This window comes from Bradyrhizobium sp. LA6.1, assembly GCF_040547805.1.
In the GTDB taxonomy this organism is placed as follows: Bacteria; Pseudomonadota; Alphaproteobacteria; order Rhizobiales; family Xanthobacteraceae; genus Bradyrhizobium; species Bradyrhizobium barranii.
Window position 1 is genome coordinate 69524 of record NZ_JBEPQK010000019.1, and the last position, 13195, is coordinate 82718.

Consider the following 13195-nt stretch of genomic DNA (forward strand, 5'->3'; position numbering starts at 1 on the left):
TTTGAAACCCGCTATCGTCATCGCTCCATACAAACCGTGGGGGACGATATGGACGACGAGAAGCCGATCACCGAACAGGCGCTGGACACGATCACCGCCGCCGTGGAAGCAACCAGCGAAGCCGCAGTCACCGCCGTCAAGAAGGTCAGGAAAGCCGCCAAGAAGGTCGCGAAGAAAGTAGCGCCGAAGAAGGCTTCCAAGAAGAAAGCCAAGAAGGCGACCAAGAAGGCATCCAAGAAATCTGCGAAGAAAGCTTCGAAGAAGGCTGCAAAGAAGTCGTCGAAGAAAGCGGCCAAGAAGACTGCAAAGAAGGCCACCAGGAAGTCTGCGAAGAAGGCAGCCAAGTCGAAAAAGAAGGCCAAGCGCTGATCGCAGCGCTCGAGCAGGTCTCCGGGTACGGGCGCGCCCGGAGACTTCTCCCGCCCCTACCCTCGCCGCTTGGCTGCGCGCCGGCCCGGGTGATGCTCGCCTTGCGGATCACGAAATTCGCTGCGATGGCCGCGCCGGTCCTCCTTGGCGAAGCGCCTCCGCTTCTCGGATGAGCCGAACTGCTTGATCACCTTCCGGCCGTTGACCTTCTTGATGACATAGCCGCCTTCCGTCATCGAGAACGGCGCCTTGAGCGACCCCATATGGTCGAACTTGGTGCCGCGGGGATGCTCGAACGGTTCGAACCAGGACGGATAGACGAAGTTCGACATCGGAAAGCCGTTGACGAGAAAAGACTCCTCTTCCACGGCGTCGCAGACCTCGTAGGCATATTGGGTGTGCCGAGTCTTGTCGGCCCACAGATTGGCCATGGGATCGAGCACCATCTCGAACAGTTCGTGCGAGGCCGCCAGGCTGACCGGATCGTCCTCGCCGAGTGCCTTCAGAAAGATCTTTGAGATCGGCTGGCCGCGGTGCGTCAGCTCGTGCCGCCCGAGGAAGTTCTTGTGGGTGGCGTCGTCAAAATAGAGCAGCTGCCAGTCCGTCGGCTTCGGGTTGCGGGTGACGTCGAGATCGATGGGATAGCCCCAGACCGGCAGGAAATGCTCGTCGTAGCATTTCTGGAGCGCCGCCGTGAGCCTCCCCATCATCCGCTCGCTCATCATCTCCTCGGCGTAGTTGATGCAGGCAATCCGGACCGGCCTCAAGGACCTGCCGAGCAGTGCACGCCGTGCTTTTTTCATGGAAATCACCTTGCCAAGGGGAAGCTGAAATCAGTCCAGCCTAGCACGAGCGCGCGCCGCACGTCAGGGATGTATTCCGACGTACTGGCCTGCCTGCCTAGAAACGCCGATTGACGACGAACACCGCCGCCGCGCACATCGCCATGCCGGCAATCGCCAGCGCATCGAGCTTCTCCCCGAACAGCAGATAGGCCATCAGCGCCGTGACGGCGGGCACCAGGTAGAACAGGCTCGCAACCGAGGTCGCGGCAGCGTGGCGGATCAGCCAGTACAACAGCCCGATCGATCCGATCGAGAGCGCCACGGCAAGCCAGGCAAGTGCGAGCACGAACTCCCGCGTCCAGTGCACCACGCGGTCCTCGAACAGGAAGGCGCCGACCGTGAAGAAGACGGTGACGGCGATATATTGGACGAGATTGCCGGCGCGCCAGTCGATGTGGTTGCAGTAGCGGCGCTGATAGAGCGTGCCGAGCGTGATGCTGATCAGCGACACCACCGAGGCGAGCCAGCCGAGCCCCGCCTCGCCGGTCATCGGGCGGCCGTGCAGGATCAGCGCTACACCGCCGAGGCCAAGCACCAGCCCCGCCCATTGCACCGGCGTCACGCGTTCGCCGAGCCAGCGATTGGCGATGGTCGAGGTCAGGATCGGCTGAAGGCCCGGAATCAACGCCGAGAGTCCGGCCGGGATCGAATGCGCGATCGCAATCGCCGTGCCGCCGAGATAGAAGCCGTGGACGAGAATGCCGGCAACGGCGCTATGCGCGACGTCGACACGGTCCGGCCATTTCGGTCGCGCAATCGCTGCGATGATCGCCATCAGGCCGACCACGATCGCCATGCGAATGGCGAGATAGGTCAAGGGATCGGCGTTGTTGATGATGTATTTGGTGCCGATGAATCCGGTGCTCCAGAGCACGACGAACAGGATCGGCGCGGCGCGGGCGGTCAGGGCTTCTTGATTATGGTTCATTGCCGCCCTCATTGCCCGACCGGGGCCTATGCGGCAACGCGAATTTCCAAACGAGCGATGCTGCGCTGCGACGGACAGCGGGCGCGCAGCTCAGCCGCTCACCATTCTTCCGGACAGGGGTCGATGATCTTCCAGAGCTCGACACCGTTCTTGATCTTCTTCATGTCGGTGGTGAGCCCGCCATTGCGGCGGATCCAGTCCTTCACCGTGTTGGGGTAGTAGGACATCAGGTCGGACGTCCCCTCCGCGCTGGTGACCTTGATGCCGAAGGTGAAGGCCTTGTCGTAATAGGCCTGATGGAAGCCGAGGCTGGCGCGCGGCGTCACGCAGATCTTGTTCATCGGCACCATGCCGAGCACCAGGGTGCAGGCCGAGTTGCAGATGCCGTCGATGATGACGCGCTCACCCTTCTCGCGGACGCGCTTGTACTTGGCCTTGTACTCCTCGACGTAGCCGCCGTGGTCACGGGTGATGTGCAGCTCGGCGCGCGCCGGCGTGGCGGCGGCGACGGAGAGCAACAGCAGGCTCAAAAGCGTGATGCGCATGGTGCGTGACGGCGAAAGCCTTCAGGAATGAACCGGCCTCGAAGGACCCCCAAAGGGCCGGCGACAGGATTCTTAAGCGAATTCTCTTTGGCCATACTTGTGTGGGGAATTCGTTAAGCATCCCGAAAGGCCAAAAATGGGCAGCCTTGGACCCGCTTCCGGCAATTCTGTCACACCCACCCGGGAATCTGCGGGTTTGGCCCCGATTTCGGGGTGCCGGACGGGTGTCCCAGCGGCTCGAAATGGCTATAAACACCTGACCTATTCGCGCGGGTTCCGGAGAATCGAGATGAGCACGTTGAAGCTTGTAGCCGCGGTGGCTGCCCTGTCGGCCGCAATCCTCGCCCCCAGCCTTGCGGAGGCGCGGGGACACCACCGGTACCACCGCCACTACGCCAACCCGCTGCCCTACCCGATCAGCTATCTGCACAATTACGGGCCCGGCATCACCCCCGGCACCTTCGCCTTCTACGACGGCCCGTCGAACAACCGCTGCTACCAGAGCTCGGCCACCTATATCGGCCAGGACGGCCGCCGGCACCCCTGCTTCTGAGGCGCGCTGGCGCGTCCTCTGCGGGTGCCGCTATTTGGCGGCGCCCGACAGCAGCAATTGCTTCTCGATCTCGTAGACCGGCAGCTTGACGAGGTCCTTGCCGACCTCGCCCTGAAGCGCCTTGCGCACCACGACCGAATAATCGGCGCGGATCATCCCGAGCGCGCGTGGTGAGGCCACCATGGTCAGGGCCGAGGTCTCGCCCGCGCTGACGGCGGCATCGAGCCGGCCGGCCAGGTTCCGCAGGAAGGCACGCTCGGCCTCATCGTGCCAATCGGTCTGCTCGACCGAGCTGCGCGCGCCGCCGACGGCGGCGTTCAGCCGGCCCGGCGCATCGGTCCCTTGCGCACTGGTCGAGGGATTGGGCTGCTCGTGCACCTCCCGGGTGTGGAGGTTCGGAAACATCTCGTCGCCGAGGTTTTCCAGAATGAGCGCCTTGCGCCCGTCGCACACGATCAGCCAGTCACCCTTGTCTATTCTCATCTTGTCCATTGCACAGCTCCAGGCAATCTCGCGAGCCTGCTCTTCGAATTCCTCGAAGCGCTGGCTACGGCAAGACTAGGGATGAAGTCGTGCCGGCGAATTGCGCAGGATCAAAGATGAACGCAATGTCCTGCCAGGCAGCGCCAGTGCAAGCGCAGCATTGGTCACGCGCGCGAACCTGGGATAGTCTTGCGAAGCGAAAGGTCAGGTCTGCGGCGAGCTTTGCTGAAGATTTGTTCATCAGCATTACATTTCGGTTCCGCCACAATTTGATCAGAACAACTTCGATATCCTGTATTGCGTAAGCAGAGGAAGACATCATGAATCTCAAGACTGGCCTCGTCGCCGCATCCCTGTTCGGTGCCATCATGGCATCACCGGCGGCGTCCGCCATGCCCATCGCGCCCGCACCTGCGACGCCGCAGGTCTCCGACGTCGAGCAGGTCCGCATGGTCTGCGACGCCTGGGGACGCTGTTTCTGGCGCCCGAACTATGATGGGTATTACGGCCCCCGGCCGTATTACGGGCCCCGATATTATGGGTATGGGCCACGCGCCTATGGGCCTCGCTATTACGGACCACGCTATCGCCGCTGGTGATTTCCAAAGGGGCCCTCTCGGGCCCCTTCGCTTTTGCGAGATCGCGCCTTGCGTCCATTCGCGTGCGCGCGGCTTGCGTGGAGCGATTCCAAAACTGATCTAGATCAAAGATGAAATTCGATGTGCCGTCATTCTGCGTCGATGGCGGATTTCATTGTTTTCCGATGCCCCCAGACGGGCATGAATGTGCAGACGCATCTCGAGAGGCAGCCAAGGCCTGACGAGCGGAGCCTTGACGAGCGGAGGCTTGAGGGGCGGCGGCTCGAGGGGCGGAGCTTCGAGTCCTTCGCCTGTCCCGCCTGCACGCGTCTCCATTTCATCGACCTTGCCTCAGGCCAACCGATGAACCGGGACCGTTGACGGTGACATCGACCCGCCGCGCCGCGTGGCATGATGTCCGCAATACTACGGCCTGGAATCCGGTTTGCTGAATCATCCTGTTTCGCCATTGATTGCGATGTATTGATTTTCATTTAATTGTCACATTGCAGCATCCGGCCAGAAGCATGTTCTTCGACGCTCTCGCCCCCTCCTCCGCCCTCCAGTTGATCCGGTTTTCCGACGTCGACGCGTTTCGGCCGGCCGAGTCGATGGAAGACGCCCGCAGCATTCCGCTCGACGTCGCCAACTTCGCTGCGGCGCGTGCGATCGTGAACCTCCCGGGGTGCCGGATCATCGTGGCGAGGTCGTTTGCGCGGATCCTCGATACCGCCTATCGCGCACCGGGCGGCATGGTGATCCTGCCGATGACCGACGATCTGCGGGCCAGCTCGAGCGGGATCGAACTCGACTCGCGCGTTTTCATCGCCTTGCGCGGCAATCATCATTGTCATTTCGTCGAGCATCAGACCAATTACCACGCGCTGATCATGTTCTCCCCCGCGCTCAGGGATCGCGGCTGGTTCGATCGCGCCGATGCATTGTGGGTTCGCATCGCGGACCCCGTGGCGCATCTCTACGCGCGTCAGCTTGTTCTCGACATCCTGCGGACCGCGTCCGTAGAGCCGCACATGTTCGAAACCACAGAGGTCGCCGCGCATCTCCAGGAGGGTCTGCTGCTCGCCTTCGACGATCTGTTTCAAATCGACCCGTCGTCTGATCGCACCGCCCCGAATGCAGGCGCGCGATCGGCCCGGCTCGTGCAGCAGATCGACGATTACGTCTCGGCCTATCCGACCGCTCCGATCTATACGGCCAATCTCGCCGGCGAGTTGGGCGTTTCGGTCCGAACGCTCGGCGGCGCGGTGAGCAAGGTGCGCGGCATGAGCCTGCATCAATACATCCGCCTGAAGCGGCTGTGGGCCACACGCTCGCGGCTCCTGAAGGGCGGCGGCGCGACGGTCGCCACATGCGCACGCGCCCAGGGATTTCATCACCTCGGCGAGTTTGCCGCGGCCTACCGCGCGACCTTCCACGAGGCGCCCTCCGACACGCTGGCACGGGCCAGGCACACCTGCCGTTCCGCAAGCTGACATCACAGGCGCGACGCCGATGGCTTGCCTTGACCACGCGTCGGGGGGCTATGGAACAGGTTCCCTCGAACGAGGTTGTCAGGTCCGAGCAGTGCGCCGCCAGCCAGCCCCGGGGGCGCGCTGAGAAACCCCGCGCGCCCTACGCGCGGGGTTTTTCTCGCCGTCAATCAAGTGGTTCAGGGAAGAGAATGTCTATCAACCGTAACGTCCTGTTTCTGATCATCGGCGCTCTGGTCGTCGCGGCAGCCGTGCTCGGCTTCAATCTCTACCAGGCGAAAAAGCAGCCCGACGGCCTGCAGATCAATGTCGGGCCCAACGGGCTGAAGATCCAGGGCAAGTAAGGGGACCCGCGAATTGGGTCGGCCGGGCCTCAAGGCTCCGGCCTGGCAAGTGGCGCGCTCGGAAGGATTCGAACCTCCGACCCTCGGAATCGAAATCCGATGCTCTATCCAGCTGAGCTACGAGCGCTCCGGCCCGGGTATTGGGCCGCAACCGAGAAGCGCCGGACCGCTGCTGGCAAGCCAGCGCACCGGACGGCGTTCGGATCGGTTCGAATTAGCAGAGAGATTGACCAATAAAAAGCCCTCCCCGTCTCGTTTCGAGACGGTCGGAGGCGCCCTTACCAGGTCGTGTTGAAGAGACCGAAATGGGGCTGCTGCGCGACCAGCATCATCGACCGGCCCTGCTGTGGAGCCGGATGTGCCCTGGCGACCTTGCGCTTGGGCTGAGCCTGGATCTGAGGCGTCTGCCCCAGGGGAAGCTGAGCCTGCGCCTGAACTTGCGGCTTGGCCTCGGTCTTCTTGGCCGCAGCGGCGTTGGCCTTCGGGGCCGGCGTAAACTGGGCGAAGGTCTCGCGCACCCGCGCCTTGGCCGACATCTCGGCCAGCTCCGGCGAAGCAGCCTCCTGCACCGGCGCCTGAGGCGCAACGACCGCGGCGGTCTTCACTGCGGGTGCGGCAATCGTCGGCTGGCTGGTGTCGAGCACGACACGCTCAGGCAAATGGCGATCCGACCGAATCCGGATCAAGGGCTGATCGTTGCTTGCGGTGACAATGGCCCGTGCGACCGGTTGCGACGGCAGAACGTAATCCGCCGCGAACAACAGTGCGAGCAACGCTCCACCGACGAAAACGAAGTACCTGAAAATGGGCATCGGCCACGCTCCGCCCCCCGCATCCCCGCGTGGGCTCTTCGCCTTAAACCGGCGATACTCTAATTTGTTCCTGCACCCGGCCCTTGGTTCAAATGGCAACGCCAAGTTTTTTGGCCAAGGCCTGCGGACAGTAACTTTTCCGCTACCGGGAACTGCCGGGCGTTACGCACGACGTGCTGCGACCAGCGAACACTTCGCCTGATCGGCATTAACGTTGATGAAGCCGACAGAGATACGGGCAAAGGTCTTGCGGCTCTTCATCGTTACCGTGTCGGCAAGCACGCGGCTGCGGTCGGTGAGATGACTTCCATCGCGCCGCGTGAACGCGCAGACGATCTCAAGATCCTTAACGGCATAGTCATTGTCGTTTCGCAGCGTGAACGTCACCAGCGCCTTCGAGCCGAGCCCGCCACGGCGCCAGGTCTGCGATGAGATTTTGAGGCGATCGAGTTCTGCCGCGGCTGGAGCCTGAGCTTCGACAATCGGCGAGACCGCCGCCGCCGTACTGCCCGGAGGTGCCGGTTCGACCGTTGCCACGTCAGACTTCACCGGCTCGGTGCTGTTGCCCCTGGAGAGCGGCAGCAGCATCCACACCCCGCAGCCGACGATGATCGCCGCCAGTAGCCAGAGCAGGCTTCGCCCGAACGAGACGCTCGCGATCGTCACGGCTCGCGCCAGGTGCTCGCCGCTCCCGGCGAAACGTCCCCACCCGATCCGGTTAAACTTGGCGTTCATGGCTGCATCACCGACCGCGGCCGGAGTTCGTTCGACGACGGACTCGGCCACTGTTTACCTTAATCCGGGAGACGAACTAAGGTTCCCGCGCGCAGGCCGAGTCGGCAAGGACGGTGGCGATCACCAGCCGGGGCCGCTAACATACGCTGCAACATCGAAGACCCCGTTGGGAGAACATGAAATGCCAGTCGTCGTCACTTGGGATCACGTCCATCTGCGCAGTCCCGATCCGGAGGCCACAGCGGCCTGGCTGCGGGACATCCTCGGTGGCGAGATCGTGCGCGCACCGGGACGGATCGACGTGAATCTCGGCGGCGCAAAGATCTTCATCGCATCGCTCGAGGGCGACAACGCCGTCAACCCGCCGCCGCCGCACCCGCATCAGGGCCTCGACCATCTCGGTCTCACCGTGAAGGACATCGACGCCGTCGCGGCCGAGATCAAGGCCAAGGGCGTCACCTTCACGCGCGAGCCGACCACGATCCGGCCCGGCGTGCGCATCTGCTTCATCCGCGGCCCGGAAGGCATCTCCATCGAGCTGCTCGAGCGCGACAAGAAATACACCTGACGCGGCGCCGCATCTGAGGTCGACGAACGGTCGGGCGTGCTGTCGCCCGGCTAACTCATGCTGCCGGGCATAAAGCAGCGGATGGCGACGCCCATGTAGCCGTAGATCGGCCACACCATGGTGCGCCCGACCCGGTTCGGCTCCGAGATGACGGCCTCCTCGGGCACGTCAACCCAGACGAGCTCCTGCTGCTGGCCGTCGAGCACATGACCCAGGCGCGGGATGCGGACACGATAGTGTCCGTCCTTGCTCTCCCAGTCAGTGTCCGAGAGCGCCGAGCCGTCGGCATCGGAACAGCAAGGCCCCTTGCCGCTGCGCAGGCCGTCGAACCACGCCTTCAATTCGGCATTGGTGTTGACGAACTGGCCGCGGTCGCGCGCATGCCCCGAGGGGGCTGCGAGCGCGATCAGAGCCAAGGCGCAAGTGAGGCTCACCATGCTTCGCCAGCGTGGCGCACCACCGGTCGGCCGTTGTGTTTCGCAAATCGTGGGACGCACACTGTACAGACGCGGCTCATCGCCGCCGGAATCGATCCAGTTGCTCACGTTTGTCTTGCTCCAGCACCCCCCGGCCAGTGCAACAATGGTTATGCATTTCGCGGGCCAACTTGATTCGCAACGACTGGCCTCGCGTCATGATCAGACAGTCATGGTGGTGTCATAGACAAGCCGGGACAACTACGGCTGGCGGCGGCAAGATCGCACCGCCGCCCGGCAAACTGCCGCGTTGCGCGCGGGAACGCGCTTTGGCATAAAAGCTCTACCGGTTACGCCGTTGGGCGATGGCGGCCGGCCTGTGGGACGTGATGAAGAACGGCCTCTACTCGATTCACGTGAACCTGCTCGATGGTCGAGTCGGCAAGGGCAGCGGCGTGATTCTTTTTCGCGACGGCAAGATCCTTGGCGGCGATGCGTACCTCTATTACACCGGCAGCTACGTCGTGAAGGACGACCACACCTTCAAAGGCGAGGTGCTGGTGCAACGGCACACCTCGCCGCGGGGCGATGACAATCCGCTGTTCGGCGGCCCCGCCCCGGTCGGCATCGGCGTGAGCGGGACCTACACGGACACCCGCGCGGAGATGACGGGCACAGCGCTGGTCGGCAAGGCCAGCCTGATTTTCGGCGCCACGCTGCACAAGCTCGCGGAAGCTGATTAGGCGCGGGACTATTCCGCAGCCTGCTCGAGCGGCGCGGTGCGCGGCAGGATGATCTGGATGCGCGTGCCCTCGCCCGGCTCGGAATCGAGATCGAGCCGCCCGCCGAGGCGATTGGTGACGATGCTGTAGACGATATGCAGTCCGAGGCCGGTGCCGCCCTGGTCGCGCCGCGTGGTGAAGAACGGATCGAAGGCGCGGCGGCGGACGTCGAGCGACATGCCGCAGCCATTGTCCGAGAAGATGATCTCGACATTGTCCTTGCCGGACTCGCGCACCTGGATGTCGATGATCCCCGGCCGGCCGTCCGGGAAGGCGTGCGCCACCGAATTGAGAAACAGATTGGTCAGCACCTGGCCATACGGGCCGGGATAGCTGTTCATGGTCAGGCTCGGCTGGCACTCGACGTTGAGCGTCAGATTATGTTTGCGCAAGCCCGGCCGCAGGCTCATCACCACCTGCTCGGTGAGGTCGCCGAGATCGAAGCTGCGCTGGTCCGAGTAGTTGCGGTCGGCCGCGACCTGCTTGAACGACTGGATCAGCTCGGCCGCGCGGTTCAGATTGGAGACGAGCTGCGAGGACGCATCGCGGCTGGTGTTGAGGAAGTCGTTGAGCGTGGAGCGACGGAGCTCGCCGCGCTCGACTTCGGAGGTGAACATCGCGGTCTTGCGCTCCAGCGCGGATGCGACCGTGAGGCTGATACCGACGGGATTGTTGACCTCGTGGGCGACGCCGGCGACGAGCCGTCCGAGCGCGGCGAGCTTCTCCGCCTCGATCAGCGAGGCCTGGGTCTCGCGCAGGTTTCGCAACGCGGTCTCGGCGGATTCCTTGGCTTTGCGCATCTCCTGCTCGCCGCGCTTGCGCTCGCCGATGTCGAGCGCCACGGTGACGATCCGCTCGATCTCGCCGTCGGCATCGAGCAGCGGCAGCTTGTTGACCAGCCATTGCCGCATATTGCCGGAGGCGTCCTTGTACTCCTCCTCGTAGAAGCCGAGACCTTTTCGAAGCCTGAGCACCCGCTTGTCGTTCTCGTCGGTCTTGGCTGCGCCGTAGCGCGACATCAGATCCGCGGTGGTGCGGCCGAGCGCATCGGCGGGCTCGATGCCGAAGATGCCGGCCATGTAGCGGTTCATCAGCACGTAGCGCAGCTCGCGGTCCTTGACGTTGATGACCGCGGGCACGGTGTCGATGACCTGCTGGAGCAGGCGCCGTCCTTCGGCGATGGCGTCTTCCGCCCGCTTCTGGTCGGTGATGTCGCGCAGCGTGCCCTCGTAGCGGACGATGTTGCCCGCCTCGTCCCGCACGCCCGTGGCGCTGTCGGAAAGCCACAGGATGTTGCCGCTGCGCTGGCGCACCTGGTACTCGAACTCGCGCACGATGCCGTCGCGCGCCATCAGCCGCTGATATTCGGCGCGCGCCTCGGGGTGGACGTAGATGGTGTGGGCGATGTCGTTGATGCTGTCGATGAGCTGCTGCGGGCTGTCATAGCCCATCATCCGCGCCAGCGCCGGATTGGCGTTGAGGAGATCGCCGGCCGGCGTCGTGACATAGATGCCGTCGACCGAGCCCTCGAACAGCTTGCGGTAGCTCTCTTCGGCGAGGCGCTGCTCGGTGAGCGCCCGCACCGCCGCCTCGCGCGCCGTGTCGGCTTCCTCCAGCGCGCGGCGGAACACTTCGGCCGCGCGCGCGATGTCGCCGATCTCGTTGTCGAGGTCGGCCGACGGGATCGAGGTATCCTTCTCGCCCGCTGCGAGGGCGCGGATGGATCTCGCGATCTTCGCAAGCGGCCGGACGGTCCGCCGCACCACGAAGCCGGCCGCGAGAATGCCGATCAAGACGCCGATGGTGCCGAACACGATGCTCTGCCACCGCGCCTCCGTCAGCGTGCGGGCGAAATCGCGCGACAGCACGTGGCCGCGCCGGGCGCTGACCTCGCGCAGGAGTTCCGTGACGCGGCCGATCAGGCGGCCCTCGGTGCCCAGCACCTCGCGGTCGATATCGGCGATCTGCCGCTCCCGGACCGCCACCGCGATGATGGCCTCGGCATAGTCGTTCACGGCCGTCTTCAGCCTGGCGTCCGCGATGTCCATCGCCCGCATCCCCTGTGCGGCCTGCTCGGCGGCGGACGGGTTGCGCGCGAGCAGCCCGAGTGCGATCCGGCTCTGCGATTCCGACAGGCGGGAGGCGAGCTCGCGGTCCGCCGCGGCTCCGACGGCCACGTCGAACCGGTCGCGCAGCGGCGGCAGCCCGGCGAGCAGCTGGGCGCGGCGGTCGATCAGGGTCGAGATCCGCTCGAGGCCATTGCGATAGGTCGCAAGGCGCTCCGTGACCCCGTCGATCATGTCCTGCTGCTCGGGCGCGAGCTCGATGCGGGTCTTCCTCAGGATGTCGTTCAGCGTCGAGGCCGCCTCGCCGACCTGCTTGAACTGCGTGCCGGCGCCAGGATCGGTGACGAAGTCGCGCGCGGCGAGCCGCAGCTCGTTCATGCGGCGGTCGATGTCCTCGGCGAGGTCGCCGACGCTCTGGAGCCGCTGCAACTCGGCGAAGGTCGTATCGATGTGCCGGATCGCGATCACGCTCGCGGTCGAGGTGACGATCATCACCGCCAGCACCAGGAGGAAGCTGCCGAAGGTGAGCTGGCCGATGGAGAGCGAGAATGTTCGCTTTTTCTCAGGGGTCGGCGTCAATTCGGCGGACATTGGGGCTTTTGAGGACCGGGCTATTGGAGGCCCAATATACGATGGTTTGCGGCCCCGGGGGAACATGCCTCGAGCTGCCGAATATCCTTAATATCGCGAGCCCGCCGCCCTTCTCCCCTCCCGATTATGACGTTTTGACGCTGGCCGGCCGCCGGGCCGGGATCGTCATGGCGGCGACGCCGAGGACGACGCAGGCAAGCCCGATCCAGGCGGTCCGGCTCAGGGTTTCGCCGAGGAAGCCGACGCTGATGGCGACCCCGATGGGCACGCGCAGATAGGCCTGCGCGGTGGTGCCGACCGAGCCCAGCGTCTGGATCAGGCGGAAGTAGATCGCGAACGCCGCCGCGGTCGAGAAAGTCGCCAGCGCGAGCAGCGCCAGCACGGAACTCAGCGAGGGCGACAGCGTCCAGGGCTGTTCGACGATCAGCGAGGCCGGGATCAGCGCCGCCGCGCCCGCCAGCAGCGAGCCCGCGGCCGGTGCCATCGGATCGAGACCCTTAAAACTGCGGCCGAAGATCGCGGCGCAGGCGTAGCAGATGGTGGCGGCGACGATGGCGGCCTCCGCGACGAGGCCACTGCCGACGTCATGGAAAGCGTCGACGCCGACGATCAGCAGGATGCCCGCCATACCGGCGACCACGCCGAACAGTTTTCGCGGCGTCGTCACCTCGTGGCGCGTGACGACGGCCGTGAGCAAGAAGGTGAAGATCGGCCCGGCCGAGTTGAGGATGGTCGCGAGCGACGCGTCGACATAACGCTCGCCCCAGGCGATCAGCGTCCAGGGGATGACGCTGTTGAGTACGGCCTGGAACGCGAAGCGCTGCCAGGTCGCGGCATCCATGGGCATCCTGATGCCGCGTGCCCACATGACGACGAGCAGCAGCAGACCGGCGATCGTGGTGCGCGCCGCGATCAGCGTGATCGGCGGAATGGTGGCGACGCCGAGCTTGATGAAGGTGTAGGAGCCGCCCCAGAGCGTTGCGAGCGCGACCAGCAGCGCCAGCTCGACGGCGATGTTGGGGTCCCGTCCCTGATCCATTTTGCTCGTCCCGTCCATTCGCGATGGACGGAACCTAGCGCGTCCGCGGCC

At 64.5% G+C, this 13195-nt stretch carries 17 protein-coding genes and 1 tRNA gene; 8 read left to right on the forward strand and 10 right to left on the reverse strand.

Annotated features, from left to right (window positions below):
* The first annotated feature begins 48 nt into the window (after nt 1-48).
* Nucleotides 49-369 carry a histone gene (locus ABIB99_RS34820; protein WP_354180006.1) on the forward strand — a complete coding sequence of 107 codons (321 nt, stop codon included), beginning with the start codon at nt 49-51 and terminating at the stop codon, nt 367-369.
* Nucleotides 370-425: 56 nt separating this feature from the next.
* Here the strand turns inward: ABIB99_RS34820 and ABIB99_RS34825 are convergent, their stop codons facing one another.
* From ABIB99_RS34825 to ABIB99_RS34835, 3 genes are all read right to left on the reverse strand, one after another.
* A complete protein-coding gene (locus tag ABIB99_RS34825) occupies nt 426-1172 on the reverse strand; it encodes a hypothetical protein (RefSeq protein WP_063982651.1) in 747 nt (248 codons plus the stop codon).
* 97 nt (nt 1173-1269) lie between these two features.
* Entirely contained in the window at nt 1270-2142 is an 873-nt protein-coding gene (locus ABIB99_RS34830) for a DMT family transporter (RefSeq protein ID WP_028153619.1), read from the reverse strand.
* Nucleotides 2143-2240: 98 nt separating this feature from the next.
* Nucleotides 2241-2687 (reverse strand): hypothetical protein, encoded by a 447-nt coding sequence (locus ABIB99_RS34835; protein ID WP_063982650.1) that lies wholly within the window; start codon nt 2685-2687, stop codon nt 2241-2243.
* A gap of 289 nt (nt 2688-2976) precedes the next feature.
* Between ABIB99_RS34835 and ABIB99_RS34840 the strand changes: the two genes are divergently transcribed.
* Nucleotides 2977-3240, forward strand: coding sequence for a hypothetical protein (locus ABIB99_RS34840; RefSeq protein ID WP_354180009.1), 264 nt, complete (start codon nt 2977-2979; stop codon nt 3238-3240).
* Between the two features lie 30 nt (nt 3241-3270).
* Here the strand turns inward: ABIB99_RS34840 and ABIB99_RS34845 are convergent, their stop codons facing one another.
* On the reverse strand, nt 3271-3732 hold the full coding sequence (locus tag ABIB99_RS34845; RefSeq protein WP_071912919.1) for a host attachment protein: 462 nt from the start codon (nt 3730-3732) through the stop codon (nt 3271-3273).
* Nucleotides 3733-4043: 311 nt separating this feature from the next.
* Here ABIB99_RS34845 and ABIB99_RS34850 point away from each other — a divergent pair, with 311 nt between their 5' ends.
* From ABIB99_RS34850 to ABIB99_RS34865, 4 genes are all read left to right on the forward strand, one after another.
* The gene (locus ABIB99_RS34850; protein WP_071912916.1) at nt 4044-4322 is read left to right on the forward strand and encodes a hypothetical protein; all 279 of its coding nucleotides are present in this window, start codon (nt 4044-4046) and stop codon (nt 4320-4322) included.
* A 141-nt stretch (nt 4323-4463) separates the two neighbouring features.
* On the forward strand, nt 4464-4682 hold the full coding sequence (locus tag ABIB99_RS34855; RefSeq protein ID WP_225048974.1) for a hypothetical protein: 219 nt from the start codon (nt 4464-4466) through the stop codon (nt 4680-4682).
* Nucleotides 4683-4828: 146 nt separating this feature from the next.
* The gene (locus tag ABIB99_RS34860; protein ID WP_247301779.1) at nt 4829-5794 is read left to right on the forward strand and encodes an AraC family transcriptional regulator; all 966 of its coding nucleotides are present in this window, start codon (nt 4829-4831) and stop codon (nt 5792-5794) included.
* A 188-nt stretch (nt 5795-5982) separates the two neighbouring features.
* Entirely contained in the window at nt 5983-6135 is a 153-nt protein-coding gene (locus tag ABIB99_RS34865) for a hypothetical protein (RefSeq protein ID WP_354117827.1), read from the forward strand.
* A gap of 50 nt (nt 6136-6185) precedes the next feature.
* Here the strand turns inward: ABIB99_RS34865 and ABIB99_RS34870 are convergent.
* From ABIB99_RS34870 to ABIB99_RS34880, 3 genes are all read right to left on the reverse strand, one after another.
* Nucleotides 6186-6262: transfer RNA gene (locus tag ABIB99_RS34870), tRNA-Arg, on the reverse strand.
* Nucleotides 6263-6413: 151 nt separating this feature from the next.
* Nucleotides 6414-6947 carry a hypothetical protein gene (locus tag ABIB99_RS34875; protein WP_354180014.1) on the reverse strand — a complete coding sequence of 178 codons (534 nt, stop codon included), beginning with the start codon at nt 6945-6947 and terminating at the stop codon, nt 6414-6416.
* 162 nt (nt 6948-7109) lie between these two features.
* Entirely contained in the window at nt 7110-7682 is a 573-nt protein-coding gene (locus ABIB99_RS34880) for a hypothetical protein (RefSeq protein ID WP_354180137.1), read from the reverse strand.
* 181 nt (nt 7683-7863) lie between these two features.
* On the opposite strand from ABIB99_RS34880, the gene ABIB99_RS34885 reads away from it, so the two are divergent.
* Nucleotides 7864-8250, forward strand: a complete 387-nt coding sequence (locus ABIB99_RS34885; RefSeq protein WP_085405489.1) for a VOC family protein — start codon at nt 7864-7866, stop codon at nt 8248-8250.
* Between the two features lie 50 nt (nt 8251-8300).
* Here ABIB99_RS34885 and ABIB99_RS34890 read toward each other — a convergent pair whose 3' ends face one another.
* Nucleotides 8301-8795, reverse strand: coding sequence for a hypothetical protein (locus ABIB99_RS34890; RefSeq protein ID WP_085405488.1), 495 nt, complete (start codon nt 8793-8795; stop codon nt 8301-8303).
* A gap of 260 nt (nt 8796-9055) precedes the next feature.
* Here ABIB99_RS34890 and ABIB99_RS34895 point away from each other — a divergent pair, with 260 nt between their 5' ends.
* The gene (locus ABIB99_RS34895; protein WP_063986297.1) at nt 9056-9409 is read left to right on the forward strand and encodes a GrlR family regulatory protein; all 354 of its coding nucleotides are present in this window, start codon (nt 9056-9058) and stop codon (nt 9407-9409) included.
* A gap of 8 nt (nt 9410-9417) precedes the next feature.
* On the opposite strand, the gene ABIB99_RS34900 is transcribed toward ABIB99_RS34895, so the two are convergent.
* Together ABIB99_RS34900 and ABIB99_RS34905 are read right to left on the reverse strand one after the other, a co-directional pair.
* Nucleotides 9418-12105 carry a PAS domain S-box protein gene (locus tag ABIB99_RS34900; protein WP_354180017.1) on the reverse strand — a complete coding sequence of 896 codons (2688 nt, stop codon included), beginning with the start codon at nt 12103-12105 and terminating at the stop codon, nt 9418-9420.
* A 124-nt stretch (nt 12106-12229) separates the two neighbouring features.
* Nucleotides 12230-13144 carry a DMT family transporter gene (locus ABIB99_RS34905; RefSeq protein ID WP_354180019.1) on the reverse strand — a complete coding sequence of 305 codons (915 nt, stop codon included), beginning with the start codon at nt 13142-13144 and terminating at the stop codon, nt 12230-12232.
* Between the last annotated feature and the right edge of the window lie 51 nt (nt 13145-13195).